20 protein-coding genes are annotated in these 23,983 nt (G+C 63.1%); 10 read left to right on the top strand and 10 right to left on the bottom strand.

What is annotated here, in order from left to right; genetic code table 11:
* The first annotated feature begins 64 nt into the window (after positions 1-64).
* Complete coding sequence (locus LHFGNBLO_RS05520; RefSeq protein ID WP_258605019.1) at positions 65-1,234, top strand: Mrp/NBP35 family ATP-binding protein; 1,170 nt, start codon at positions 65-67, stop codon at positions 1,232-1,234.
* A gap of 12 nt (positions 1,235-1,246) precedes the next feature.
* On the opposite strand, the gene LHFGNBLO_RS05515 is transcribed toward LHFGNBLO_RS05520, so the two are convergent.
* Positions 1,247-1,699 carry an SRPBCC family protein gene (locus LHFGNBLO_RS05515; protein WP_258605017.1) on the bottom strand — a complete coding sequence of 151 codons (453 nt, stop codon included), beginning with the start codon at positions 1,697-1,699 and terminating at the stop codon, positions 1,247-1,249.
* Between the two features lie 149 nt (positions 1,700-1,848).
* Between LHFGNBLO_RS05515 and LHFGNBLO_RS05510 the strand changes: the two genes are divergently transcribed.
* Positions 1,849-3,654 (top strand): IlvD/Edd family dehydratase, encoded by a 1,806-nt coding sequence (locus tag LHFGNBLO_RS05510; protein ID WP_258605015.1) that lies wholly within the window; start codon positions 1,849-1,851, stop codon positions 3,652-3,654.
* A 144-nt stretch (positions 3,655-3,798) separates the two neighbouring features.
* Positions 3,799-4,197 (top strand): hypothetical protein, encoded by a 399-nt coding sequence (locus LHFGNBLO_RS05505; protein ID WP_258605014.1) that lies wholly within the window; start codon positions 3,799-3,801, stop codon positions 4,195-4,197.
* A 12-nt stretch (positions 4,198-4,209) separates the two neighbouring features.
* Here LHFGNBLO_RS05505 and LHFGNBLO_RS05500 read toward each other — a convergent pair whose 3' ends face one another.
* Together LHFGNBLO_RS05500 and LHFGNBLO_RS05495 are read right to left on the bottom strand one after the other, a co-directional pair.
* Positions 4,210-5,799, bottom strand: a complete 1,590-nt coding sequence (locus LHFGNBLO_RS05500) for a trimethylamine methyltransferase family protein (RefSeq protein WP_258605013.1) — start codon at positions 5,797-5,799, stop codon at positions 4,210-4,212.
* Positions 5,800-5,986: 187 nt separating this feature from the next.
* Complete coding sequence (locus LHFGNBLO_RS05495) at positions 5,987-7,480, bottom strand: PLP-dependent aminotransferase family protein (protein WP_258605012.1); 1,494 nt, start codon at positions 7,478-7,480, stop codon at positions 5,987-5,989.
* 405 nt (positions 7,481-7,885) lie between these two features.
* On the opposite strand from LHFGNBLO_RS05495, the gene pgi reads away from it, so the two are divergent.
* Entirely contained in the window at positions 7,886-9,529 is a 1,644-nt protein-coding gene (gene pgi / locus LHFGNBLO_RS05490) for a glucose-6-phosphate isomerase (protein WP_258605011.1), read from the top strand.
* Between the two features lie 5 nt (positions 9,530-9,534).
* Positions 9,535-10,257: an HAD family hydrolase gene (locus tag LHFGNBLO_RS05485; RefSeq protein WP_258605010.1), complete on the top strand. Its 723-nt coding sequence runs from the start codon at positions 9,535-9,537 to the stop codon at positions 10,255-10,257.
* Here LHFGNBLO_RS05485 and LHFGNBLO_RS05480 read toward each other — a convergent pair.
* Entirely contained in the window at positions 10,241-11,002 is a 762-nt protein-coding gene (locus LHFGNBLO_RS05480; RefSeq protein WP_258605009.1) for a class I SAM-dependent methyltransferase, read from the bottom strand. The two genes, LHFGNBLO_RS05485 and LHFGNBLO_RS05480, sit on opposite strands and share 17 nt — an antisense overlap.
* 8 nt (positions 11,003-11,010) lie before the next feature.
* Positions 11,011-12,993, bottom strand: a complete 1,983-nt coding sequence (locus tag LHFGNBLO_RS05475; RefSeq protein WP_258605008.1) for a long-chain fatty acid--CoA ligase — start codon at positions 12,991-12,993, stop codon at positions 11,011-11,013.
* 476 nt (positions 12,994-13,469) lie between these two features.
* On the opposite strand from LHFGNBLO_RS05475, the gene LHFGNBLO_RS05470 reads away from it, so the two are divergent.
* Genes LHFGNBLO_RS05470 through LHFGNBLO_RS05450 form a run of 5 tightly spaced genes read left to right on the top strand, consistent with a single transcriptional unit; the run spans position 13,470 to position 18,733 of the window.
* Complete coding sequence (locus tag LHFGNBLO_RS05470; RefSeq protein WP_258605006.1) at positions 13,470-15,062, top strand: ABC transporter substrate-binding protein; 1,593 nt, start codon at positions 13,470-13,472, stop codon at positions 15,060-15,062.
* A 57-nt stretch (positions 15,063-15,119) separates the two neighbouring features.
* Positions 15,120-16,127, top strand: a complete 1,008-nt coding sequence (locus LHFGNBLO_RS05465) for an ABC transporter permease subunit (protein WP_258605004.1) — start codon at positions 15,120-15,122, stop codon at positions 16,125-16,127.
* Position 16,128: 1 nt separating this feature from the next.
* Entirely contained in the window at positions 16,129-17,046 is a 918-nt protein-coding gene (locus LHFGNBLO_RS05460) for an ABC transporter permease subunit (protein WP_258605003.1), read from the top strand.
* A gap of 2 nt (positions 17,047-17,048) precedes the next feature.
* Positions 17,049-17,906, top strand: coding sequence for an ABC transporter ATP-binding protein (locus LHFGNBLO_RS05455; protein WP_258605002.1), 858 nt, complete (start codon positions 17,049-17,051; stop codon positions 17,904-17,906).
* Positions 17,903-18,733 (top strand): dipeptide ABC transporter ATP-binding protein, encoded by an 831-nt coding sequence (locus tag LHFGNBLO_RS05450; protein ID WP_258605000.1) that lies wholly within the window; start codon positions 17,903-17,905, stop codon positions 18,731-18,733. The genes LHFGNBLO_RS05455 and LHFGNBLO_RS05450 overlap by 4 nt, the downstream gene beginning before the upstream one ends.
* 18 nt (positions 18,734-18,751) lie before the next feature.
* Here the strand turns inward: LHFGNBLO_RS05450 and LHFGNBLO_RS05445 are convergent, their stop codons facing one another.
* The 5 genes from LHFGNBLO_RS05445 to LHFGNBLO_RS05425 all read right to left on the bottom strand — a co-directional run bounded on the left by LHFGNBLO_RS05445 (position 18,752) and on the right by LHFGNBLO_RS05425 (position 23,935).
* Entirely contained in the window at positions 18,752-20,032 is a 1,281-nt protein-coding gene (locus tag LHFGNBLO_RS05445) for a cysteine desulfurase-like protein (protein ID WP_258604998.1), read from the bottom strand.
* A 47-nt stretch (positions 20,033-20,079) separates the two neighbouring features.
* Positions 20,080-20,754: an amino acid ABC transporter permease gene (locus LHFGNBLO_RS05440; protein WP_258604996.1), complete on the bottom strand. Its 675-nt coding sequence runs from the start codon at positions 20,752-20,754 to the stop codon at positions 20,080-20,082.
* Positions 20,755-20,909: 155 nt separating this feature from the next.
* Positions 20,910-21,707: an ABC transporter substrate-binding protein gene (locus tag LHFGNBLO_RS05435; RefSeq protein ID WP_258604994.1), complete on the bottom strand. Its 798-nt coding sequence runs from the start codon at positions 21,705-21,707 to the stop codon at positions 20,910-20,912.
* Positions 21,708-21,781: 74 nt separating this feature from the next.
* On the bottom strand, positions 21,782-22,978 hold the full coding sequence (locus LHFGNBLO_RS05430; protein ID WP_258609595.1) for a pyridoxal phosphate-dependent aminotransferase: 1,197 nt from the start codon (positions 22,976-22,978) through the stop codon (positions 21,782-21,784).
* Positions 22,979-23,131: 153 nt separating this feature from the next.
* Entirely contained in the window at positions 23,132-23,935 is an 804-nt protein-coding gene (locus tag LHFGNBLO_RS05425; RefSeq protein WP_258604992.1) for an HpcH/HpaI aldolase family protein, read from the bottom strand.
* Positions 23,936-23,983 lie beyond the last annotated feature (48 nt).

The raw sequence follows: 23,983 nt of genomic DNA, 5'->3' as shown, positions 1-23,983 counted from the left end.
CCACGGCTTGGTTCTGTTGGGAAACTGCACTATCTGAGGCCCTGAGTGCCCAAGGAAAAAACGCATGTCAGTCACCAAGGAAATCGTTACCGAGCGTCTGAAGACGGTCAACGGACCGGACTTCACCGGCAACATCGTCGACCTCGGCATGGTTTCCGAGATTTTCATTGCCGATTCCAAGGTCTTCTTCTCGATCACCGTGCCCGCCGCCCGCGCCCAGGAAATGGAACCGCTGCGCGCTGCCGCCGAACGGGTGGTGAAAGCGATCCCCGGTGTCGCCGGCGCCGTCGTCGCGCTGACGGCAGAAAAGAAGGGCGGCGGCATGGAGGCCCCGGTCCCGGCGCGCCCCGCGCCCAGGCCCGCGCCGCCGGCCGCACCCGCTAGGCCTGCTCCGCACGCCCCTGCATCGCAAAGCCACGGCAAGCGCGGCGTGCCCGGCATCGAGGCGATCATTGCGGTGGCTTCCGGCAAAGGCGGCGTCGGCAAGTCGACCACCGCCGTCAACATCGCACTTGGCCTTGCCGCCAACGGCTTGCGGGTCGGCGTGCTCGACGCTGACATCTACGGCCCATCGATGCCGCGGCTGCTGAACATCCATGGCCGGCCGCAGACCGTGGATGGCAAGATCCTGAAACCCATGGAGAATTACGGGCTCAAGGTGATGTCGATGGGCTTCCTCGTCGATGAGGAAACGCCGATGATCTGGCGTGGGCCGATGGTGATGTCGGCGCTGACGCAGATGCTGCGCGAGGTCGAATGGGGCCAGCTCGACGTACTCGTCGTCGACATGCCGCCCGGCACCGGCGATGCCCAGTTGACCATGGCCCAGCAGGTGCCGCTGGCCGGCGCCGTCATCGTCTCGACGCCGCAGGACCTTGCACTTATCGACGCCCGCAAGGGTCTCAACATGTTCAAAAAGGTCGACGTGCCGCTGTTGGGCATCGTCGAAAACATGAGCTATTTCATCGCCCCCGATACCGGCAAACGCTATGATATCTTCGGCCACGGTGGTGCGCGCCGCGAGGCCGAACGTCTAGGCGTCACCTTTCTCGGCGAAGTGCCGCTCGAAATGGGCATCCGCGAAAGCTCGGACGCCGGCACACCGGTGGTTGTCTCCAAACCCGATGGCGCCGAGGCAAAAATCTACCGCGCTATCGCCGGAAAAGTCTGGGATCGGGTCAACGAAGAACGCGGCGCGGCCGAAGCTGCGGTGCCGTCCATCGTCTTCGAGTAAGCTTCGGCTAACTTAGGCTGCGCCCACTTTCTCGCCGAAGCTTGAAAAAAACTGCCCGGCCAGTTTCTTTGAGGTCGATTCGATCAGTCGGCTGCCAAGCTGGGCGATCTTGCCGCCGACATCGGCCTTGGCGGCGTATTTGAGAATCGTGGCATCCGGCCCGTCGGCGGTCAGCGTCACATCGGCGCCGCCCTTGGCAAAGCCGGCGATGCCGCCCTTGCCTTCGCCCTGGATCGTGTAGGAATGCGGCGGCTTGAGGTTCTTCAGCGTCACCTCGCCGTTGAACGTCGCCTTGATCGGCCCGATCTTCAGCACCACGGTCGCCGTCATTTCGGTCGGCGATTTCATGTCGAGGCTCTGGCAGCCAGGAATCGTCGCCTTCAGAACTTCGGGGTCGTTCAGCGCTTCCCATACTTTTTGCAGGGGTGCGGCGATGCGTTCCTCGCCTTCGATCACCAAAGCCATCAAAATCTCCCCGATAAGACAGGTTCGAAGCCCTAGCGTAGGGGCGCTGTTATGTCTATCGCACCAAAGTGTGGGTTCGGATCGCGCGTGCCTCTTGCCTGCTCTCGCGCGTTGCCATATCGATTTGTCCTACAAATATGGAGACCATGATGGCCGGCGCCCCGACAGGAAAGAAGAAGTTTCGCTCGCAGGAGTGGTTCGACAACCCGGACAATCCAGGGATGACCGCGCTTTATCTGGAGCGCTACCTGAATTACGGGCTGACACGCGCCGAACTGATGTCCGGCAAACCGTTGATCGGCATCGCCCAGACCGGCTCGGACCTTTCGCCCTGCAACCGCCACCACATCGAACTGGCCAAGCGCGTGCGCGAAGGCATCGTGTCGATGGGCGGCATTCCTTTCGAATTCCCCTGCCATCCGATCCAGGAAACCGGCAAGCGCCCGACCGCAGCCCTTGACCGCAACCTTGCCTATCTCGGCCTGGTCGAGGTGCTCTACGGCTACCCGCTCGACGGCGTCGTGCTTACCATCGGCTGCGACAAGACCACGCCGGCCCTGCTGATGGCCGCCGCCACCGTCAACATTCCGGCCATCGCGCTGTCGGTCGGCCCGATGCTGAACGGCTGGCACAAGGGCAAGCGCACCGGTTCCGGCACCATCGTATGGGAGTCGCGCCAGCGCCTGTCGGCCGGCGAGATCGGCTATGACGAGTTCATGGACATCGTCGCTTCCTCGGCGCCGTCCACCGGCTATTGCAACACCATGGGCACCGCCACCACCATGAATTCGCTGGCCGAGGCGCTCGGCATGCAGCTGCCCGGCTCCGCCGCCATCCCCGCGCCCTACCGCGAGCGCGGCCAGATTTCCTACGAGACGGGAAAACGCATCGTCGAGATGGTGCATGAGGATCTGAAACCGTCCGACATCATGACCAGAGAGGCTTTCGAGAACGCCGTCGTCGTCAATTCGGCCATTGGCGGCTCCACCAACGCGCCGATCCATCTCAACGCCATCGCTCGTCATCTCGGCGTCAAGCTCGACAATGACGACTGGCAGACGATCGGCCACAAGATACCGCTCATCGTCAATCTGCAGCCGTCGGGCGAGTATCTCGGCGAGGACTACCATCACGCCGGCGGCGTGCCGGCCGTCGTCGCCGAACTGATCAAGGGCGGGCTGTTGCCGCATCCCGGCGCGCGCACCGTCAACGGCAAGTCGATCGGTGAGAATAGCGAGGGTGTCGTCAACGAAAACCCGGACGTCATCCGCACCGTCGCCAAGCCGCTAAAGACCAATGCCGGCTTCATCAATCTCAGGGGCAATCTGTTCGATTCGGCGATCATGAAGACCAGCGGCATCTCGCCTGAGTTCCGCGAGCGCTATCTGTCCAACCCGAAGGATCCCGAGGCGTTCGAGGGCAATGCCATGGTCTTCGACGGTCCGGAGGACTACCACGCCCGCATCGACGATCCGGCGCAAGGCATCGACGAACACACCATCCTGTTCATGCGCGGCGCCGGCCCGATCGGCTATCCCGGCGGGGCCGAAGTCGTCAACATGCAGCCGCCGGCCTATCTCATCAAGAAGGGCATCCACGCGCTGGCCTGCATCGGCGACGGCCGCCAGTCAGGCACGTCGGGTTCACCCTCGATCCTCAACGCCTCGCCGGAAGCGGCGATCGGCGGCGGGCTGGCGCTGTTGAAAACCGGTGACCGCGTTCGCATCGATCTCAGGAAGGGCACCGCCGACATCCTCGTCACCGACGACGAGATCACGCGCCGCCGCGCCGAACTGCAGAACAATGGCGGCTATCACTACCCCAAGCACCAGACGCCGTGGCAGGAGATCCAGCGTGGCATGGTCGACCAGTTTTCGGCCGGAATGGTGTTGAAGCCGGCGGTGAAATACCAGGATGTGGCGCACACCAGCGGCGTGCCGAGGGACAATCACTGAGCGGCGCATCTGGCTCGGCGGAATCAAAAGGCGGCCCGCTGGAAAGCAGGCCGCCTTTTGTCATGGTGGCGCGCCCTTGTTTCGTCAGGGCGGCACCTACAGATATGCATGACCTCTGGGCCTACATAAGGGGATGAGACCATCATGGCGAAACGGCGCTCTTCTCTAGGCTTCCTCGGAATGTTCGGCCGCTCAGGCGACCTTAGGCAGCTCGACGCCGCATTGCGCGGCGCTGACCTTCATCCCGCCCTTGTGCCGGAGGGCGTAAAACTCACCATTGTCAATCTGATGAAGGATCACTGGCCCGACGAGCCGCCGCCACAGGCCTATCCGTCCGTGGCACAGCTGTTCGGCTATTGTATCGCCGGGCCGGAAGCGTTCGAACGCGCCAATGGCCGTGAGCACAGGCTGGACGCGGAGCGCCGGATCGAGGCAGCACTCGTAGCCGGCGACAGCTTCGATGCGCAAATCGTGCTGATGGCGCTGCATGCCAGCCTGATCAGCGCCGAGGTGGTCGAGCGCTACGGGCTGAGTGCTGAATGATCGACCGGAGGCCTAGCCGCCCATGCTGCTGCGTGGCAGCTTGATCATCTCGCCGAAGCGGGCGCGCAATTTGTCGTCGATCGGCTTCGGCACATGGCGCGGAAAGCGCTCGGCGAGAATGCGTTTCTTCTCGATGATCGCGCGCTGCAGGATATCGGGCCTGCCTTTCTCGTTCCATTCCTTCGGCGAAAAGCGGTCGCCAACGGCCGGATAGAAATATTCGGTCTGCATCAGCCGCAGCGTCTGCTCGTTGCCGAGATAGTGGCCCGGTCCCTTCAGGCAGACATCGGCGATGGTGTCGATCGACAGCGCCTCGTCCGTCACCTCGATGCCGCGCACGCAGCGCAGGCAGTGGCCGAGCATGTCGTTGTCGATGATCAGGCTTTCCAGGCAGAAGCCGAGCAGTGAGGCATGCATCCCTGCCGATTCATAGACGAGGTTGAGCCCGGCAAGACCGGCCATCACATCGGTGATGCCCTTTTCGTAGCCGGACTGGATGTCGGGCAGTTTCGAATCCGTCATGCCGGCGGCCGAACCGCCCGGCAGGTCATAGAATTGCGCCATCTGCGCGCAGGCAGCGGTCAGCACCGCCTGCTCGGCCGACCCGCCGGACATGGCGCCGGTCCTGAGGTCCGAGACGAATGGCCAGGTGCCGAAGATTGCCGGATGGCCTGGCTTGATGGCGTTGACATAGACGAGGCCGACCAACACCTCGGCCACCGCTTGCACCACGGCACCGGCAATCGCCGCCGGCGCTGTAGCACCGGCCTGGCCGGCCGACAGCAGCAGGATCGGTATGCCGCCTTCCACGCAGGCTTCGAGCACGCCGCAGGCGTCCTCGGCGAATTTCATCGGCGGCACGACGAAGCAGTTCGAGTTCGACACGAATGGCCGGGCGCGGAAATTCTCCTCGCCGCCGGCGATCGCGTAGAGCATGTCCAATGCCGGCTGCACGTTCTCGCGCACCGTGAACGAGGTACCGACATGCTTGGAGGTGCCCATCACGCAGGCGTAGAGCGTGTTGAAATCCATATCGAGCGGATCGGGAATGTCGCGCGGCACCATCGGCCGCTGGAAGAAATGGATGTTGTCGAGCCCGTCGACGATGCGGGCGGCGTCATAGATGTCCTGCAGCAGCGACTCGCGGTATTCGCGTTTCTCGACATCGACCAGATGCACCGCCGCACCCGCCGTACCGTAATGCACGCGCTTGCCCTTGATCAGCATGTCGTGCCTGGGATCCTGGCCGTGCAGCGTGAAATGCCTAGCCGCCTTCTTGATCGTGTCGAGGACGAGGCCGCGCGGGAAACGCAGGCGGCCATCGTCGCCCAGGGTAGCGCCCGCCTTGGTCAGGGCTTCGATACAGGAGGGAATGGCATTGGCGAAGCCGACCGTCTCCAGCAGGGTCAGCACCGCTTCGTGGATGCGCTCGCGATCGTTTTCGGTCAGCGGTCCGTAGCTGCCACCTTCGAGGCCGGCGCGCACCGGCCTGATGTCGTCGGCCAGCGGCGCGGCCCGCATGGCGCGGCGCGCTTCGCGCCCGCCGGATCGTCGCGAACGTTGGTCCGTCGACGAGTCCTGCTTCTCAAGAGCCACTGACATGGAGGCACTCCACCTTTAACTTCGAAGCGGGAGGCGGCGGTTGGTCCACCATCGGCCTGCTTCGTCCCCTTTATACCTCCGACTATGCCGCCGGCATTGGCACAGCATATGGGCCAGCATGCTCCGTCGCTTATGCCAGAGTGCAAAAGAAAACGGGGCCGCTTGCGGCCCCGCTCTGCATAGTCGTTCAGGCTGCCGCCGGTCGCCGCCCCGCCGCTGTCGCCAATTCGCGGATGCCGGGCTCGATGTGCTGCAGCGCGATCGAGGAAATGCCCAAGCGCATGAAGCGCGATGGTTTTTCGTTGCGGTCGAAGAAGCGGTCGCCGGGCTCGATGATGACGCTGCGCGAGGCGGCGGCCTCCGCCAGACCTCGTGAATCGGTGCCGCGCGGCCCCTCGAGCCAGAGCGACGTGCCGCCGGCAGAATCGGTCGAGCGCCATTCCGGCAGGAAGGCGGAAATCGCATGGACCAGGCGCTTGCGCCGTTCGTCGAACGCTGTCGACAGCCGCCGCACCAGCGCCTCGTGATGGCCGAGCGACAGGAACAGGGCGACCGCACGCTGGTTGTTGGCCGGCGGATGGCGCAGCATGAAGCGGCGCAGCGCGCGCAGCTCGGCGATCAGCCCGGCGGAGGCGACGATGTAGCCAAGCCGCAGGCCCGGAGCCAGCGTCTTCGACATAGAGCCGACATAGACGACGCGGCCTGAACGATCGAGGCTCTTCAGCGCCTGCTGCGGCGCTTCGTCGAGAAGCTGGCTGTCATAGCCGTCCTCGATGATGATCTGGTTGTGGCGATTGGCGCGCGCCAACAGGTCCTGCCGCCGCTCTGCCGACAGTGGCACCATGGTCGGGCAATGGTGGCTCGGCGTCACGAAGACGAAGCCGGAATCATTGGCAATGGACGAGGTTACGATGCCAGACTGATCGACCGGAACCGGCTGGATGTCGGCGCCCGCCAGCCGGAAGATCGAGCGTGCGTCGGGGTAGCCGGGATCCTCCATCGCCACCTTGGAGCCCTTGGTCATCAACAGCGTGGCCAGCATATAGAGCGCATTCTGCGCGCCCAGCGTCACGATGATCTCGTCCGGGTTGGCGAAGATGCCGCGCCGAGGCAACAGCCGCGCCTGGATCTGCTCGATCAATAGTGGATCGTCGCGGTCGACCATGTCGGACGCCCAGTTGCGGATTTCGAGCACGGCGAGCGCCATGCGATTACACTCGCGCCATTCGGCGGTCGGGAACAGTGCCGGATCGAACTGGCCGTAGACGAAGGGGTAGGATGACTTGATCCAGTTGTCGTGCTTGGCCGGCGGCGGCATGTCGCTGGCGGCGATCTGCCGACGCGCCTTCCAGTCGATCTCATTGGCCTGGTCGGGCGCCTTCTGATGCGGCTTGGCCGGCGTCGCCAGCACGTCGGGATTGACGAAATGGCCGCGCCTTTCGCGCGCCACCAGGAAACCCTGGTCGACCAGCTGCTGGAAAGCCAGCACCACGGTGCCGCGGGCAACGCCGAGTTTCTCGGCCAGAATCCGACAAGAGGGAAGCGGCATCGAAGCGGCTATCTGCCGGTCGAGGATGGCGGCGACGATCGCCTGACGGATCTGCGCCTGCAGGGTCTGGCCGGATTCCGCCGAAATCCGGAACAGGCCGGACCATATGGCCGTGTCATTACGCTGTGGCATGAAGGATGTTCCTCGATGGCCAGCCTTTTTTGCTTGGCTGGACCAGTCGAATGTAACCGTGGCACAAGGTGTTGCGCCAATCAATTTTTCTGATCTCTGGGATTTATGCCAGTGATCCATCGCGCGACGCGTAGCGTCGTCGCGCGGCATTGGCCCCGCGTGATGCATCGCGTCACGCGTTGTGCTGCGCTGCACAGCGTCATCGCTGCGTGACGTTGTGCGTCATCGTTGCGTGACGTGGTGCGTAATCGCGCCGTGACGCTCGCGTCATCCCGCTGTTGTGATGCAGTGCGTCATCGCTTCGCATTGAAACGATTGGAATTCGGCTCAATAGAATGGCGCGACGACACGCGCCGGAAACATCCGGTCTGATAAGATGTGTTGAAAAACGTCAGGAGCCCGCCAGTGGATCATCCATCCTTCGACAAACAGGTTGCCGCCTTGCGCGAACACCGCGCGGCGGCATCCGGCACCATGCGCGAGGCTTTCACCGCCGATCCCAAGCGGTTTGAGAAGTTCTCTGCCACCGACGGCGACCTGCTGCTCGACTGGTCGAAATGCGCGGTCGATGCGCACACGATGGACCTGCTGGAGAAGCTGGCCGGGGCCGCCGACCTCGAAGGCCGCCGCGCCGCGATGTTCTCGGGCAAGAAGATCAACGTCACCGAAGACCGCGCCGTGCTGCACACAGCGCTGCGCAACCTGACCGGCAAGGGCATCACGCTCGACGGCCAGGACGTGAAGGCGGAGGTCGTCGCCGTGCTCGACGCAATGGGCGCCTTCGCCGACGCCGTGCGCTCCGGCAAGGCGGCCGGTGCCACCGGCAAGAAGATCACCGACATCGTCAACATTGGCATCGGCGGCTCCGACCTCGGGCCGGCAATGGCGACGTTGGCGCTTGCGCCCTATCACGACGGGCCGCGCGCGCATTACGTGTCCAACATCGACGGCGCCCATATTCACGACACGCTGAAGGGCCTTTCCGCCGAAACCACTTTGTTCATCATCGCCTCGAAGACGTTCACCACGATCGAGACGATGACCAACGCCGAGACGGCGCGCAAATGGGTGCAGAAGGCGCTCGGCAAGGAAGCCGTCGGCAAGCATTTCGCCGCCGTCTCGACCGCGCTCGACCTGGTGGCGAAATTCGGCATCGCGGCCGACCGCGTGTTCGGCTTCTGGGACTGGGTCGGCGGCCGCTACTCGGTCTGGGGTGCGATCGGCCTGCCGGTGATGATCGCCGTTGGCCCAAGGAATTTTCGTGCCTTTCTCGATGGCGCCCATGAGATGGACGAGCACTTCCGTACCGCGCCGCTGGGCAAGAACCTGCCGGCGCTGATGGGGCTGATCGGCTGGTGGCACCGGGTGATCTGCAACTACCCGGCCCGCGCTGTCATCCCCTATGACCAGCGCCTGTCCAGGCTGCCGGCCTATCTGCAGCAGCTCGACATGGAATCGAACGGCAAGAGTGTGACGCTTGACGGCGGCGCCGTGACGACACCGACCGGGCCGCTGGTCTGGGGCGAGCCCGGCACCAACGGCCAGCACGCCTTCTTCCAGCTGCTGCACCAGGGCACCGACTTCATCCCGGTCGAATTCCTCGCAGCGGCCATCGGCCACGAACCGGACCTCAAGCATCACCATGATTTGTTGCTCGCCAACTGCCTGGCGCAGTCGGAAGCCTTCATGAAGGGCCGCACGCTGGAGGAAGCCCGCGCGCAGATGCTGGCAAAAGGCATGAAACCGGCCGAGGTCGACAAGATCGCCCCGCACCGTGTCTTCTCCGGCAATCGTCCTTCGGTGACGATCCTCTACAGGAAACTCGACGCGCGCACGTTCGGCCGGCTGATCGCACTCTATGAGCATCGCGTCTTCGTCGAAGGCACGCTGTTCAACATCAATTCCTTCGACCAGTGGGGTGTGGAACTGGGCAAGGAACTGGCGACCGGGCTGCTGCCCGTCGTGGAAGGCAAGGAGAATGCCGCAAAGCGCGACGCTTCGACTGCCGGTCTGGTGGGACACATCCACCACTTGCGAGGCTCGGAGTGAAAAATTTGGCCGATATCAAGGGAATATTGTTCGACAAGGACGGCACGCTTGTCGACTTCAATGCGACATGGCTCGGCATCGCCGATTTCATGGCCATGGATGCGGCCGAAGGTGATCGCTGGAAGGCCGACAGGTTGCTTGCGGCGGCGGGCTTCGATTTCGTCAACAAGCGCTTCAGGCCCGATTCGATCTTTGCGTCCGGCACCAATATGGATGTCGTCGAATTGTGGTTTCCGCGACTGTCCGACGAAGACCAGATGCTGGCCGTCGCCCGCTTCAACGAGATCACCTCCATGCAAGGCTCGGCATTAGCGGTCGCGCTGCCGGGTATCGTCGAGGCACTGACGGCGTTGCACCAGAAACCCTACCGGCTCGGCGTCGCCACCAACGATTCGACCAGCGGAGCGGAGAAGACGTTGCTGACGCTGGGCGTTGCCCAGCTTTTCGACGCTGCCTATGGCTATGACGCCGTAGCCAATCCGAAACCGGCGCCGGACACGATCCTCGCCTTCTGCGACCTGACCGGCCTGAGGCCGGCCGCAGTCGCCATGGTCGGTGACAACCGCCACGATCTGGAGATGGCGCGGGCCGGTGGCTGCGGTCTGGCGGTCGGCGTGCTCTCCGGCACCGGCACGCGTGAATCGCTGTCGCAGATCGCCGATGTCATTCTCGATTCGGTCGCCGATCTGCCGGAGTTTCTTTCGGCAAGGGTCAAGGAGACGATCTGACTGGCTCGAACGAGAAGACGCCGCTTGGCTTCACCGCGGCGTCTTTTGCCTCGCCGACATCCGGCACGTTGTATTCGGCCAGCAGGCGAAGCCGCGACAACGGCAGATAGGCGCGGCCAGGATCGCCGATGAGCACGCTGATGCCGACGGCCAGGCAACGATCGAGGAAAGGGACGACCCGTTCGGCGAGGTCGTCCGCATAAAACAGGTCGCCCACTACCACCAGATCGACCGCAGGCGGCGGGCCGTGGGTGATGTCCTTGCCGATCACCGTGATCGCGACGCCGTTCGCCGCGGCATTGAGGCCAAGGGCAGCGACCCCATTGCTATCGATCTCGGCCGCCATCACCACCCGGGCTCCGGCCTTTGCCGCGGCGATGCCGACCAGCCCTGAACCGGCGCCCAGGTCGAGCACGCGCAGACCTGCTACCGTCTCCGGCCGGTCGATTATGTAGCGGGCAAGCACGGCGCCGCCGGCCCAGGGATAGGCCCAATAGGGTGGCTGCGGCTCAGGCCTGTCCTCGTCAGCCTCGGCTCCGTCCTCCGGCTCAGCCCCGTGTTCTTCCCACTCGGCTCCGTGCACTTCCCACTCCACAAGTCGCCTTAGACCACTCCCGGGATGGGTCATGTAAAGCCGGATTTCGGGAAGCGATGGCACCGGGGCGATGCGCATGTTCGCCTCGATGAACTCTACCGGGTCGGGACGGGAACGCGCGTCCACCACGTCGTCGACAGCAACGCCCAAGATTGTAATTATCCTCGCAACGCCCGCCGCAGGATCTTGCCCACCGGCGTCTTCGGCAGCTCGGTCCGGAACTCGATGTATCTTGGCCGCTTGTAGCCGGTCAGGTTCTCGCGGCAATAGGCGGTCAGCGCCTCAATGGTCAGCGTCGGGTCCTTCCTGACGACGAACAGCTTCGGCACCTCGCCTGAATGCTCGTCCGGCACGCCGATCGCCGCCACTTCGAGCACGCCCGGATGCTGGGCCACGACTTCCTCGAGTTCGTTCGGATAGACGTTGAAGCCGGAAACAAGGATCATGTCCTTCTTGCGGTCGACGATCTTGGTGTAGCCGCGCTCATCCATGAAGCCCATGTCGCCCGACTTGAAGAAGCCGTCCTTGGTCATCACCTTGGCGGTCTCGTCCGCCCGGTTCCAGTAGCCGGCCATCACTTGTGGTCCCTTGATGCAGATCTCGCCGATTTCGCCGAGCGGCAAGTTGTTGCCGTCGTCGTCACGGATGGCGATCTCGGTCGAGGGCAGCGGCAAGCCGATCGTGCCGGTGAAATGGCTGTCGCTGAATTTGTTGGCAGTGGCCACCGGTGAGGTCTCGGAAAGCCCGTAACCCTCGGAGATCGGGCAGCCGGTCAGCGCCTTCCAGCGCTCGGCGACACCTTTCTGTACCGCCATGCCACCGCCCAGCGTCAGGATCAGCGGCTTGAAGTCGAGCTTGCGGAAATCCTCATTGTTGAGCAGCGCGTTGAACAGCGTGTTGAGGCCCGGAAAAATGTGGATCGGGTATTTCTGCAATTCCTTGACGAAGCCCGGAATGTCACGCGGGTTGGGAATGAGCACGTTTTGGGCGCCTTGCTGCATGCCCATCAGCGCGTTCACCGTCAACGCGAAGATATGGTACAGCGGCAATGCGCAGACAAAGTTGGAATGCGCCGGTTTCGGCCTGATCGAATAGGCATCCTCCAGCCACAGGGCATTCTGCGCCACATTGGCCAATACGTTGCTGTGCAGCAGCGTCGCGCCCTTCGAAACACCCGTGGTGCCACCGGTATATTGCAGGAAGGCGACATCGTCGGCAGCCACCTTCGCAGGCTTGAAGGCCACACCGGCGCCGGCCTTCAGTGCCGCGTTGAACTTGACGCGGCCGGGCAGCGACCAGGCCGGCACCATCTTCTTCACGCGGCGCACGACGAGATTGACGACCATTCCTTTCAGGCCGCCAAGCATGTCGCCCATCGCGGCGACCACGACATGCTTGACCGCGGTCTTGGCGATCACCGCTTGCAAGGTGTTGGCGAAATTTTCGAGGATGACGATGGCTTGCGCGCCGGAATCCTTGAGCTGGTGCTCGAGTTCGCGCGGCGTATAGAGCGGGTTGATGTTCACCACGATATAGCCGGCGCGCAAGATGGCCATCATCGCCACCGGATATTGCAGCACGTTCGGCATCATCAGCGCGACGCGCGCGCCTTTCTGCAGCCCCTTCGATTGCAGATAGGCGCCGAAGGCGGCCGATTGCCGCTCGAGCTCTGCATAGGTGATGGCCTTGCCCATGCAGATGAAGGCCGGCTGGCCGGCAAACTGCGTGCAGGCGGCAACCAGCAGATCACCAATGGAGCTATGGGGCAGGGTGCCGATCTCGGCCGGAACGTTTTTCGGATAGCTTGTGAGCCAAGGCTTTTCCGGCAGACCGGCGGCAAGCGCCGTGAGCGCCTTCGGCAATCTCCTGGCCGGAGCTGGCGCTGGCTTTGTCGCCGCGGCCTTCGCTGCTGGCTTGGCAATGGCGGGTTTTGCCGCGGGCGCTGCCTTTCCAGCCGACGGCTTGGCCGCGGTTTTCGCCGCGGGCTTTGGGCTTGCCTTCGCGGGCACGGCAGCGGCCTTTGGCTTGGTAGTGGCCGCGGCTTTGACGGATGGCGCTTTTGGCTTGGCCGTGGCGGCAGCCGCTTTAGGAGCCGCCTTGGCCTTGGCTTTAGGGGCCGTTGTCTTTGCTGTTTTTGCCATCTGTGCCTCCCTCGGTCGTTCTTATGCTTCGTGCCGCGCTCGACTCTGAATGACAGAGACGTCCTCCGCTACTGGCTGCATGCTGGATCCTAGCAGATCCGGCATGCCGTCTATGTATTGCGACTAGCAGCGGCCGTGCAAGTCTTGCCCTTGCGGCAGAACGGGAAAGATTTGCCGTCGAAATCTTTTCGGCGACGACTTGACCCGGACCGGCATCTTTCAACGCGACAGGCGGCGTCAAGTCCGCGGCTCGTCACTATTGGCCACATTGCCGATCAATAAAAAAATTCGGTCGTTAACAATATCGTGATCAGTCAAAATCGCCAATATTTTCTTCCATTTGCCGGAAGTCCGGATTCTTTTTCTGCTTCCCGTGGGGTAGGCAAACGAGGTGTTCCAAAGCCAGAAAAACGGTGCTTATATGCGCGCTTCGCGAGCCTGATAGAGGGGCTTGGAAGAACATCAGGGAGTCCTCAATGAAAAAGAAACTGACTTTTGCAGCCGCGTTGCTGGCTGCAAGCGTCATCGGCGGCATGGCCAATGCTAAACAGCTGGTCTACTGCTCCGAGGCATCACCGGCCGGCTTCGACCCGTCGCCGTGGAGCGGCGGCAACGATTTCGACGCGTCGTCGCGCACCATTTATTCGCGCCTGGTCGAGTTCGAGCATGGCAAGACCACCATCTCGCCCGGCCTCGCCGAGAGCTGGACGGTTTCCGACGACGGTCTCGAATATACGTTCAAGCTTCGGCCGGGCGTCAAATTCCAGACCACCGACTATTTTACGCCGACGCGCGACCTCAATGCCGACGACGTGATCTTCTCCTTCGAACGTCAGTGGAAGAAGGAAAGCCCGTGGTTCAGCTACCTGGAAGGCACCGGCTGGGAATATTTTGCCGGCATGGGCTTCCCGGATCTCTTGAAGGAAATCGTCAAGGTCGACGACCTGACGGTGAAGTTCGTGCTCAACAAGCCTGAAGTCGCCTTCCTGCCGGATCTCGGCATGGATTTCGCTTCGATCGTCTCCAAGGAATATGCCGACCAGCTCGACAAGGCCGGTACCAGGCAGCAGTTCACCCAGAAGCCGATCGGCACCGGTCCGTTCCAGTTCGTCGATTACCAGGTCGACGCGGTCATCCGCTATGCGGCATGGGACGGCTACTTTGGCGGCCGTCAGAAGATCGACGACCTGATCTTCGCCATCACGCCCGATCCGGCCGTGCGGGCGCAGAAGCTCAAGGCAGGCGAGTGCGATATCATGTCGTACCCGGCCCCGGCCGACATTGCCGGCCTGCAGGCTGATGCGAACCTCAAGGTCGACGAGCAGGAAGGCCTGAACATCGGCTACCTCGCCTACAACACGACGCTGCCGCCCTTCGACAAGGTCGAGGTCCGCAAGGCCCTCAACATGGCGGTCAACAAGAAGGCGATCATCGACGCGGTCTATCAGGGTGCCGGCCAGGCGGCCGTCAATCCGATCCCGCCGACCATGTGGTCCTACAACAAGGACATCAAGGACGATCCCTACGATCCCGAAGCGGCCAAGAAGATGCTGGCCGACGCGGGCGTCAAGGATCTGTCGATGAAGATCTGGGCCATGCCCGTCAGCCGTCCCTACAACCCGAACGCCCAGCGCGTGGCCGAGTTGATTCAGGCCGACTACGCCGCCGTCGGCGTCAAGGCCGAGATCGTCAGCTACGAATGGACCGAGTACCGCACCCGCGGCAAGGCCAAGGACCGCGACGGCGCCTTCCAACTGGGCTGGACCGGTGACAATGGTGATCCGGATAACTTCCTATTCCTGCTCGGTTGCGACGCCATTGGCCAGTCCAACTACGCGATCTGGTGCAACAAGGAGTTCGAGGACCTGCTGAAGAAGGGCAAGGCAACCACGGACGTCGCCGAACGCACCAAGATCTACGAGGAAGCCCAGGTTGTGTTCAAGCGTGAGGCCCCGTGGCTGACCATCGCCCACTCCAAGGTCTTCATGCCGATGAACAAGAAAGTCTCGGGCTTCGTCATGGACCCGCTTGGCATTCATCGGTTTGACGGCGTCGACGTCGCCGAATAAGTCAGCGAAATTGGACGGCGGCGCTGGACTTCCAGCGCCGCCGTTCTATGAAGTAAGATGCTTCGTTATCTCCTCCATAAGCTCGCCCTGATCGTTCCGACCGTGTTCGGCATCTCGCTGGCGGCGTTTGCTTTCGTTCGGCTTCTTCCGGGCGACCCGATCCTGGCGCTCGCCGGAGAGCGCGGCGTCAGCCCCGAGCGCTACGCCGAACTTATCGAGCAATTCGGCTACAACCGGCCTTATGTCATCCAGTATCTGGACTATATCGGCAGGGTTCTGACCGGCGACTTCGGCATATCGATCGCCACCAAGCGACCGGTTCTTGGTGAATTCCAGGCGCTGTTTCCCGCCACGATGGAATTGGCCACGATCGCCTTGATCATCGCCGTCGTCATCGGCATTCCCGCCGGCATCTTCGCCGCGGTCAAGCGCGGATCATGGTTCGACCAGGCGACGATGGGCGTGGCACTGACCGGCTACTCGATGCCAATCTTCTGGTGGGGCCTGCTGCTCATCATTTTCTTCTCCGGCTATCTCGGCTGGACGCCTGTTTCCGGCCGCATCGGCCTGCAGTATTTCTTCAAGCCGACGACGGGGTTCATGCTGATAGACAGCCTGATCTCCGGAAAGAGCGGCGCGTTCAGGTCTGCCGCCAGTCACCTGATCCTGCCGTCGATCGTGCTGGCGACGATTCCGCTTGCCGTCATCGCGCGGCAGACACGGTCGGCGATGCTCGAAGTGCTGGGCGAGGACTATGTCCGTACCGCGCGTGCCAAGGGCCTGGCGCCGCGCCGCGTCATCGGGCTGCACGCCTTCCGCAACGCTCTGATCCCGGTCGTCACCACCATCGGCCTGCAGGTCGGCACGCTGATGGCCGGCGCCATCCTGACCGAAACGATCTTTTCCTGGCCCGGTATCGGCAAGTGGATGATCGACGCGATCGGCAAGCGCGACTATGTCGTCGTTCAGAGCGGCCTGCTGATCATCGCGCTGATCGTCATGGCGGTGAACCTGATCGTCGACGTGCTCTACGCCGTCATCAACCCACGAATCCGGGTGCAGTAAGATGACCGACCAGTCCGGCGCCGAAGCCACTGCTGCATCCGTTCAACCCGGCGGCAGGCAACGCGCCTTCGCTGAATTCTGGCACTATTTTTCGATGAACACCGGCGCCGTCATCGGCCTGTTCGTGTTCTCGGCGCTGGTGCTGGTGGCAATTTTCGCGCCGCTGGTGGCACCGCATTCGCCCGACGAACAATTTCGCGACGCACTCTTGGCGCCTCCGGTCTGGCAGGAGGGCGGCAATTGGATGTTCCTGCTGGGCACCGACGCGGTTGGCCGCGACATGCTTTCGCGGTTGATCTTCGGGGCGCGTTTCTCGCTGTTCATCGGTCTGGTGGTCGTCGTTTTCTCGCTGACCAGCGGCATCGTGCTTGGCGTGCTCGCCGGTTATTTCCGCGGCTGGGTCGATACGCTGATCATGCGCATCATGGACATCATCCTGGCCTTCCCGTCGCTGCTCCTGGCGCTGGTGCTGGTGGCGATCCTCGGCCCTGGCCTGTTCAACGCCATGCTGGCGATCGCGCTGGTGCTGCAGCCGCACTTCGCCCGGCTCACCCGCGCCGCCGTGATGGCCGAGAAGAACCGCGAATATGTAGTCTCCGCCAAGGTGGCCGGTGCGAGTCACCTGCGGCTGATGCTGGTGACGATCTTGCCGAATTGCGTGGCGCCGCTGATCGTGCAGGCGACATTGTCCTTCTCCAATGCCATCCTCGAAGCCGCTGCGCTCGGCTTCCTCGGCGTCGGCGCGCAACCACCGACACCGGAATGGGGCACCATGCTCGCCTCGGCGCGCGAGTTCATCCTGCGCGCGCCCTGGGTGGTGACTTTCCCAGGTCTCGCCATCCTGATCACGGTGCTTGCCATCAACCTGATCGGCGACGGCCTGCGCGACGCCTTCGACCCCAAGCTGAAGAGGTCCTGACCATGCCTCTTCTCGAGATCAGGAACCTCACCGTTTCCTTCGATACCGCGGCCGGACCGTTCATGGCCGTGCAAGGCATCGACCTGTCGGTCGAGCCGCGCGAGGTGTTGGCGATCGTCGGCGAATCCGGCTCCGGCAAATCGGTGGCGATGCTGGCGGTGATGGGGCTTTTGCCCAACACGGCGACGGTGAAGGCCGACCGCATGGCCTTCGACGGAACCGACCTGTTGGAGCTCAGCCCGTCCGAGCGCCGCAAGATCGTCGGCAAGGACATCTCGATGATCTTCCAGGAGCCGGTGGCCAGCCTCAATCCATGCTTCACCGCCGGCTTCCAGATCGAGGAGGTGCTGCGCTTCCATATGGGCATGGACCGCGCCGAGCGCCGGGCGCGCGCCATCGAGTTGATGACGCTGGTCGGCATTGCCGATCCGGAAGAACGGCTGAACTCATTCCCGCACCAGATGTCGGGCGGCCAGTGCCAGCGCGTCATGATCGCCATCGCCATCGCCTGCAATCCGAAGCTGCTGATCGCTGACGAGCCGACGACGGCACTTGATGTCACCATCCAGAAGCAGATCCTCGACCTGCTGGTCGGCCTGCAGGCCAAATACGGCATGGGCCTGATCATGATCACCCACAATATGGGCGTCGTGGCCGAGACCGCCGATCGCGTCATCGTCCAGTACAAGGGCCGCAAGATGGAAGAGGCCGACGTTTTGTCGCTGTTCGAGAAGCCGCAGAGCAACTACACGCGCGCACTGCTGTCGGCGCTGCCGGAAAACGCCGTCGGCGACCGACTGCCGACCGTGTCCGACATGCTGTTCGAGCCGGCGCCATCTGCCGCGGGAGCCGCCTCATGAGTTTGACGGTTCTCGAAGGCAAGAACATTGTGCGCGACTATCATGTCGGAGGTGGGCTTTTCCGTCCCGCCCGCACCGTGCACGCGGTCAAAGGCGTTTCCTTCAGCGTGCAGAAGGGCAAGACGCTGGCCATCGTCGGCGAAAGCGGTTGCGGCAAGTCCACGCTCGCCCGCATCATCACGCTGATCGATCCGGCAACGGCGGGCGAACTTTTCATCGATGGCAACAAGGTCGACATTGCCAAGAACGGCCTGACCAAGGAGATGCGCCGCAAGGTGCAGATCGTCTTCCAGAACCCCTATGGTTCGCTCAATCCGCGCCAGAAGATCGGCGATGTGCTGGGCGAGCCGCTGGTCATCAACACCGACAAGCCGGCCGACGAACGGCGCGACCTCGCCATGAAGATGCTGAAGAAGGTCGGCCTCGGCACGGAGCACTACAACCGCTATCCGCACATGTTCTCGGGCGGCCAGCGCCAGCGCATCGCCATTGCCCGCGCATTGATGCTCAACCCGAGCCTTTTGGTGCTGGACGAGCCGGTGTCGGCGCTCGATCTGTCGGTGCAGGCGCAAGTGCTCAACCTGCTCGCCGACCTGCAGGACGAATTCCAGCTGACCTATGTCTTCATCAGCCACGATCTGTCTGTGGTGCGCTACATCGCCGACGACGTGATGGTGATGTATTTCGGCGAAGCGGTCGAATACGGCTCGCGTGACGAGGTCTTTGCCGACCCCAAGCACAGCTACACCAGGACGCTGTTTGCGGCGACGCCGCGCGCCGACGTCGCCTCTATCAAGGCGCGACTGGCGAAGAAGAAGGCCGCCTGAACCAGTCGTTCGACCCGATCAGGACAGCCGGGCGATGATGGCGCGCAGCGCTTCGCCGAAGCGGCGCACTTCCTCGATCGTATTGTAATGCACCAGCGAGGCGCGGATGGCGCCGCTGTCCATGCTGAGATTGAGACGCTTCATCAGCCGCGGCGCGTACATGTGGCCGTCGCGGATGCCGATCTGCATCTCGGCCATCCCCTCGACGATCGCTTGCGGCGACAGCGTGCCGATGTTGAAACAGAAGGTCGGCACGCGTTCCGTGATGCGGTCCTCGTCGGCAACGCCGTAGATGGTCGCGCCGCAATCCTTGAGCACGGCCAGCATTTCGCGCGCCAGCACCAGTTCGTAGTCGCGGATGGCATTCATGCCGGCGACGATGTTGTCGCGGCGCGAGCGGTTGTTCGCAGGCGCAAAGTTGCGGCCGATCGATTCGAGATAGCGCACCGCGGCATCCATGCCGGAGACGTTCTCGTAGATGAAGGTGCCGGCCTCGACCTTGTAGGGCGGCTCGTCGGGGATAAAGTCCTCGCGGAAGGTCGGCAGCCGCTTCAGCGTCTCGAAGCGGCCCCAGAGGAAGCCCATATGCGGCGAGAAATTCTTGTAGCCGGAGCAGACGAGGTAGTCGCAGTCCCAGGCCTGCACGTCGATCAGGCCGTGCGGCCCGTAATGCACGCCGTCGAGGAACACTTCGGCGCCTGCAGCATGGGCAATCTTCGCCACCGAAGCGACATCGACGATCGAGCCGATCGAATGCGCCGTAGCGGTGCAGGCGACGAGCCTTGTGCGATCGGAGACCAGCGGGCGCAGGTCGTCGACATGTAGATTGCCGTCCTCGCGCATACGCCACCATTTGAACTTGGCGCCAGCAGATTCCAGCGCCAGCCACGTCGCGATGTTGGCGTCATGGTCCATGTCGGTGATGACGATTTCGTCGCGCTCCTGAAGCATCTGGCCGATGCCGAGGCTGACCAGGCGGATGAACGAAGTGGCGTTCATGCCGAAGCAGATTTCCGACGGACTATAGGCGTTGATCAGCAGCGCTACGCTTTCGCGCGCGTCGGCGACCGATTGGTCGACGGTGACGCTACGGCCATAGCGGCCGCCGCGCTGCACATTGTGCGAGACCAGATGGTTGGTCACCGCGTCGAGCACGCTCTGCGGGATCTGCGCGCCGGCAGCATTGTCCAAAAAGATGAAGTCGCCGGCCCGCTGCAAGGCGGGAAACATGGCGCGGATTGTTTCGACGGGGAACGGGCCGGCGGCGTTGGTCGCGTTGTCGGTCTGATGCTTGTTCAAGGTCGTCTCCTGCGGAGTGCTTTGCAGTTGGAAATTGTTGGCCAGGGTCAGCGGGTTTTTTCGGTTTTGAAGCGGCGTTCAAGCAGGCTGACGAGACGCACCATCGGCCAGAGGAAGATGAGATAGACCAGCGCGGCGCCGATTAGCGGCGAGGGATTGGCGTACAGCGACTGGGCGTTGGTCGCTTCCTTCAGCAGTTCGGGCAGCGCCACGGTGGAGGCGAGCGAAGTGTCCTTGAACATCGAAACGCAGTTGCTGGTCATTGGCGGAATGACCACGCGGATCGCCTGCGGCAGCACCACCTTTCGCAAGGTTAGCAGGAACGGCAGGCCGAGCGCCTGCGCCGCCTCGAACTGGCCGCGCGGAATGCTTTCTATGCCGGAGCGGAACACCTCGGCCGAATAGGCCGCCATGATGATGGCGAACGCCGTCACCGCGGAGGTCCAGGACGACAGCCGTATACCGAGGAACGGCAGCGCATAGTAGATCAGGATCAGCACCACCAGCACCGGCATCGCCCGGAAGATGTCGATGTAGCCGACCGCAAGCCACCGCAGCGGCTTCGGCGCATAGAGCCGCACAAGGCTGATCCCCAGGCCGACGGGGATGCCGATGCCGATGCTCAGGATCCCGAGCAGCAGCGTGTTCAGGAAGCCGCGCAGCAGCGCCGGCAGGCTGGAGAGCATGACATCGGCGTTGAAGAAGGTGTCCAGCAGCGACATGGGAGCATTCCCGAAACGGTTGGCGTCCCGCGACGCTAAAGCATGATCCCGGAAACCGAAATCGGTTTCCGGGAAGGGTCATGCGCGAAAATCGAAGGACGTCATGAGATCGTGCCGGCACGGGAAGCCGGCGCGATTTCAGCGCAAATCGCCGCTCAGCCCTTCGGCAACGGCATTTCCTTGACGGTCGAAGAATCGGCCGGTGCGTCGCTGCCGAACCACTTCTTGTGGATCGAGGCCAGCGTGCCGTCCTTCTTCATCGCGGTCAGTGTGTCGTTCAGCTTGCCGAGCAGCGGGTGGTCCTTGGTCATCATCAGCCCGTATTGTTCGCCGGTCTTGATGCGCTCCTTGACGGTCAAATCCTTCATCTTGGTGAAGGAATACTCCATGCCCGGAATGTCGCTGACCGCGGCGTCGACGCGGCCGGCGCTGAGATCGAGCAGCAGGTTCTGCTGCGTATCATAGCCCTTCACCTCGCTGAACCCCCCGGCCTCCTGGTGTTCCTTGACCCAGGTTTCACCGGTCGAGCCGGACAGCACGCCGACGATCTTGCCCTTCAGGTCGGCCTCGGTCTTGATCGCGCTGTCGGTCTTGGTGGCGATGCCCATGTCGGAGTCATAGTAGGGCTGGGTGAACGATTGCGACTTCAGCCGCTCCGGCGTGATGGTGATCGACGAGATAGCGACATCGATACGCTTCGAGGTGGTGGCGGCGAACAGCGCCTGAAACCCGAGGTCGGCGATTTCCGTGGTCATGCCGGCGCGCTTAGCCGCCTCGTTGACGATGTCGACTTCGAAACCCTCGAAGGTGCCGCTCTCGTTCTTGTATTCGAAGGGCGGATTGGTCGGATAGGCGCCGACGTTGAGCACATCGGCGGCATAGGCGGTGGCCGGGCCGGCGGCGATGCCGATGGTGGCAGCGAGAAGAAGCAGGTTACGACGAGTGAAGCTCATTTTTGTTCCCTCTGTTGTTGATCGGGCGGGTTTGGCCCCGCACGGTTATTTGCCGCCTCGCTTCTGGCGGAGCGTCAATTCATTGCAGCGGCCATGCGATCGAGCGCGGTCGCAATCTGGTCGCGGTCGCGACAGACACACATGCGCAGGAAGGGCGTTGCCGAACTTCCGAACAGATGGCCGGGCGCCAACCCGACGCGCGCCGTTTCCAGGATCCTGGCGCAGGCGCGACGGGCGTCGCTTTCGCCTTCCATTGCAAAGAACGCATACATGCCGCCGCGCGGCTTTTTGGGCAGCACGATGCCGGGAATCTGCGCCAGCCTGTCATAGGCAAGGTCAAGGCCGGTCTTGATCCGCTGCCGGATCTCCTCGACCAGCGGCTCACCCTGGCGGATCGCCGCGACCGCGCCGGCCTGGATCGGGGCCGCCGTGCCGCTGTTGATATATTGGCTCATGGCGCCGAGCTGGTCGGCGACGCCAGACGGATGCGTCAGCCAGCCGACCCGCCAGCCGGTCATCGCCCAGGCTTTCGAGAAGCTGTTGACCGACAGCACCCTGTCTCCGTCCTCGGCGATCTGCAGCACCGAGGGCGCCACCACGCCGTTGAAATAGAGCCGGCCATAGACCTCGTCGGAGATGATCCAGATGCCGGTGCGCCGGCTGAACTCGAGCAGCGCCTGCATCTCCTCGCGCGACGCGGTCCAGCCCGTCGGGTTCGAAGGCGTCGACAGGAAGATCGCGCGCGTGCGCGCGTCGCAGGTGGCAAACAGCCGGTCGAGGTCGAGCTTCCAGTCGCCTTTGAAATCGAGTGAAAACGGCCGCGGCTCGCCGCCGATCAGGTGGATGGCATTGTGGATGTTGGGCCATTGCGGCGCGACGTAGACGACATTGGTGCCGGTATCGACTAGCAGTTCCAGCGCCAGATACAGAGCCTGCATGCCGCCCGGCGTGACGGTGGTGCGCGCGATCGGTATCGGCCGGCCGTGGATGCGCGACTGGTATTCCGACAACGCGTCATTCAACGGCCCATGGCCGCGCATGTTGGGAACGTAGAAGGTCAGGCCTTCATCGAACGCCGCCTTGGCCGCGTCGCGGATGAAGGCCGGCGTTACCATGTCGCCTTCGCCATACCAGAGCGCGATCACGTCGCCCAGTTCGCGGGCGCGCACGGCAAGGTTGGCGATGTTTTCGGTGTGCAGATCGCGAATTTGTGCGCGCACGCCATCGAAAGCGTAACGCGCGCTGGCCAGAGACGATGACTGGGGCAGCATGAACGACAAGGACTGAACCTCGCACCCTGAACGCCTCGACAGGACTGCCGGCAAGCCCGTCCGGCACGGCAGTAACGGTCGATATTGAATGCTTATCCAAAGCCCCGGACTTTTCAAGGAAAAAGTTTTAAGCTTAAAAAGTTTTTCGCTTTGTCACCGCGAATACACGCCCAGACCCGTTACCGGCCCCCCGTCTGGCGCCAATTCGGCGCGGGCGGCGGCATAGTTGGCTGCAGCGCCGGCGCCGAGAAACATCGTGTCGCTGGCCAGGATGAAGAAGCTGGCGCCGATGGCCGCCCATTGGCCGACCGGCTGCGGGCTGGCGCAAAATATGCCGGCGGCCTTGTCGTGCGCGATCGTCGCGCCAATGATCGTGTGGATCGCCGCATCGAGCTTGCCGGCGCCTTTCGGGCCAAGCGCATCGATCGACACCGAAAGGTCACCGGGGCCGACGAAGATCACGTCGACGCCGTCCACGGCGGCAATCTCTTCGATATTGGCGAGCCCTTCGGCGGTCTCTACCTGCACCGCGACAACGGTTCTGGCATTGGCCTCGGTGAGATATTCAGGGATGCGGTAGCCATAACCGGCGGCCCGGCCGGGGCCGACGCCGCGCTCGCCCATCGGCGGATAGCGCGAGGCCTTCACAGCCGCCTGAGCCTGGGCGGCGGTCGAGATACGCGGGATAAGAACGCCTTGCGCGCCGCTGTCCAACGCGTTGGCGATCGCCTCCGGCTGGTGGCCTGGGACGCGCACCATGACGGGCACCCGATGAATGTCGGCCGCCCGTACCATGTTTTCGATCGTGCCCCTGGATATCTGGGCATGCTCCCAATCGATGCAGAGGAAATCGAGACCGGACTGCGCCATCACCTCCACCGCAACCGCATGCGGTATGGCGGCGAACGAGCCGACGAGGTTCTTCTTGCCGATGGATTTCTGGCGGAATTCACTCATGCCCATCCCTTTCCTGATCCTGTCCAAATCCATATCCGCAAACGACGG

The sequence above is a fragment of the Mesorhizobium sp. AR10 genome (assembly GCF_024746795.1).
Lineage (GTDB): Bacteria > Pseudomonadota > Alphaproteobacteria > Rhizobiales > Rhizobiaceae > Mesorhizobium.
This window is presented reverse-complemented; position numbering and strand designations above follow the sequence as displayed.

What these genes read in the sequence shown, in the direction of transcription:
- LHFGNBLO_RS05515 (WP_258605017.1), bottom strand. Translation starts at nt 1,699, where the DNA reads ATGGCTTTGGTGATCGAAGGCGAGGAACGCATCGCCGCACCCCTGCAA.
- LHFGNBLO_RS05455 (WP_258605002.1), top strand. Translation starts at nt 17,049, where the DNA reads ATGCCTCTTCTCGAGATCAGGAACCTCACCGTTTCCTTCGATACCGCG.
- LHFGNBLO_RS05430 (WP_258609595.1), bottom strand. Translation starts at nt 22,978, where the DNA reads ATGCTGCCCCAGTCATCGTCTCTGGCCAGCGCGCGTTACGCTTTCGAT.
- LHFGNBLO_RS05425 (WP_258604992.1), bottom strand. Translation starts at nt 23,935, where the DNA reads ATGAGTGAATTCCGCCAGAAATCCATCGGCAAGAAGAACCTCGTCGGC.
- LHFGNBLO_RS05505 (WP_258605014.1), top strand. Translation starts at nt 3,799, where the DNA reads ATGGCGAAACGGCGCTCTTCTCTAGGCTTCCTCGGAATGTTCGGCCGC.
- LHFGNBLO_RS05500 (WP_258605013.1), bottom strand. Translation starts at nt 5,799, where the DNA reads ATGTCAGTGGCTCTTGAGAAGCAGGACTCGTCGACGGACCAACGTTCG.
- LHFGNBLO_RS05440 (WP_258604996.1), bottom strand. Translation starts at nt 20,754, where the DNA reads ATGTCGCTGCTGGACACCTTCTTCAACGCCGATGTCATGCTCTCCAGC.
- LHFGNBLO_RS05450 (WP_258605000.1), top strand. Translation starts at nt 17,903, where the DNA reads ATGAGTTTGACGGTTCTCGAAGGCAAGAACATTGTGCGCGACTATCAT.
- LHFGNBLO_RS05510 (WP_258605015.1), top strand. Translation starts at nt 1,849, where the DNA reads ATGGCCGGCGCCCCGACAGGAAAGAAGAAGTTTCGCTCGCAGGAGTGG.
- LHFGNBLO_RS05470 (WP_258605006.1), top strand. Translation starts at nt 13,470, where the DNA reads ATGAAAAAGAAACTGACTTTTGCAGCCGCGTTGCTGGCTGCAAGCGTC.
- LHFGNBLO_RS05520 (WP_258605019.1), top strand. Translation starts at nt 65, where the DNA reads ATGTCAGTCACCAAGGAAATCGTTACCGAGCGTCTGAAGACGGTCAAC.
- LHFGNBLO_RS05495 (WP_258605012.1), bottom strand. Translation starts at nt 7,480, where the DNA reads ATGCCACAGCGTAATGACACGGCCATATGGTCCGGCCTGTTCCGGATT.
- LHFGNBLO_RS05475 (WP_258605008.1), bottom strand. Translation starts at nt 12,993, where the DNA reads ATGGCAAAAACAGCAAAGACAACGGCCCCTAAAGCCAAGGCCAAGGCG.
- LHFGNBLO_RS05435 (WP_258604994.1), bottom strand. Translation starts at nt 21,707, where the DNA reads ATGAGCTTCACTCGTCGTAACCTGCTTCTTCTCGCTGCCACCATCGGC.
- LHFGNBLO_RS05460 (WP_258605003.1), top strand. Translation starts at nt 16,129, where the DNA reads ATGACCGACCAGTCCGGCGCCGAAGCCACTGCTGCATCCGTTCAACCC.
- LHFGNBLO_RS05465 (WP_258605004.1), top strand. Translation starts at nt 15,120, where the DNA reads ATGCTTCGTTATCTCCTCCATAAGCTCGCCCTGATCGTTCCGACCGTG.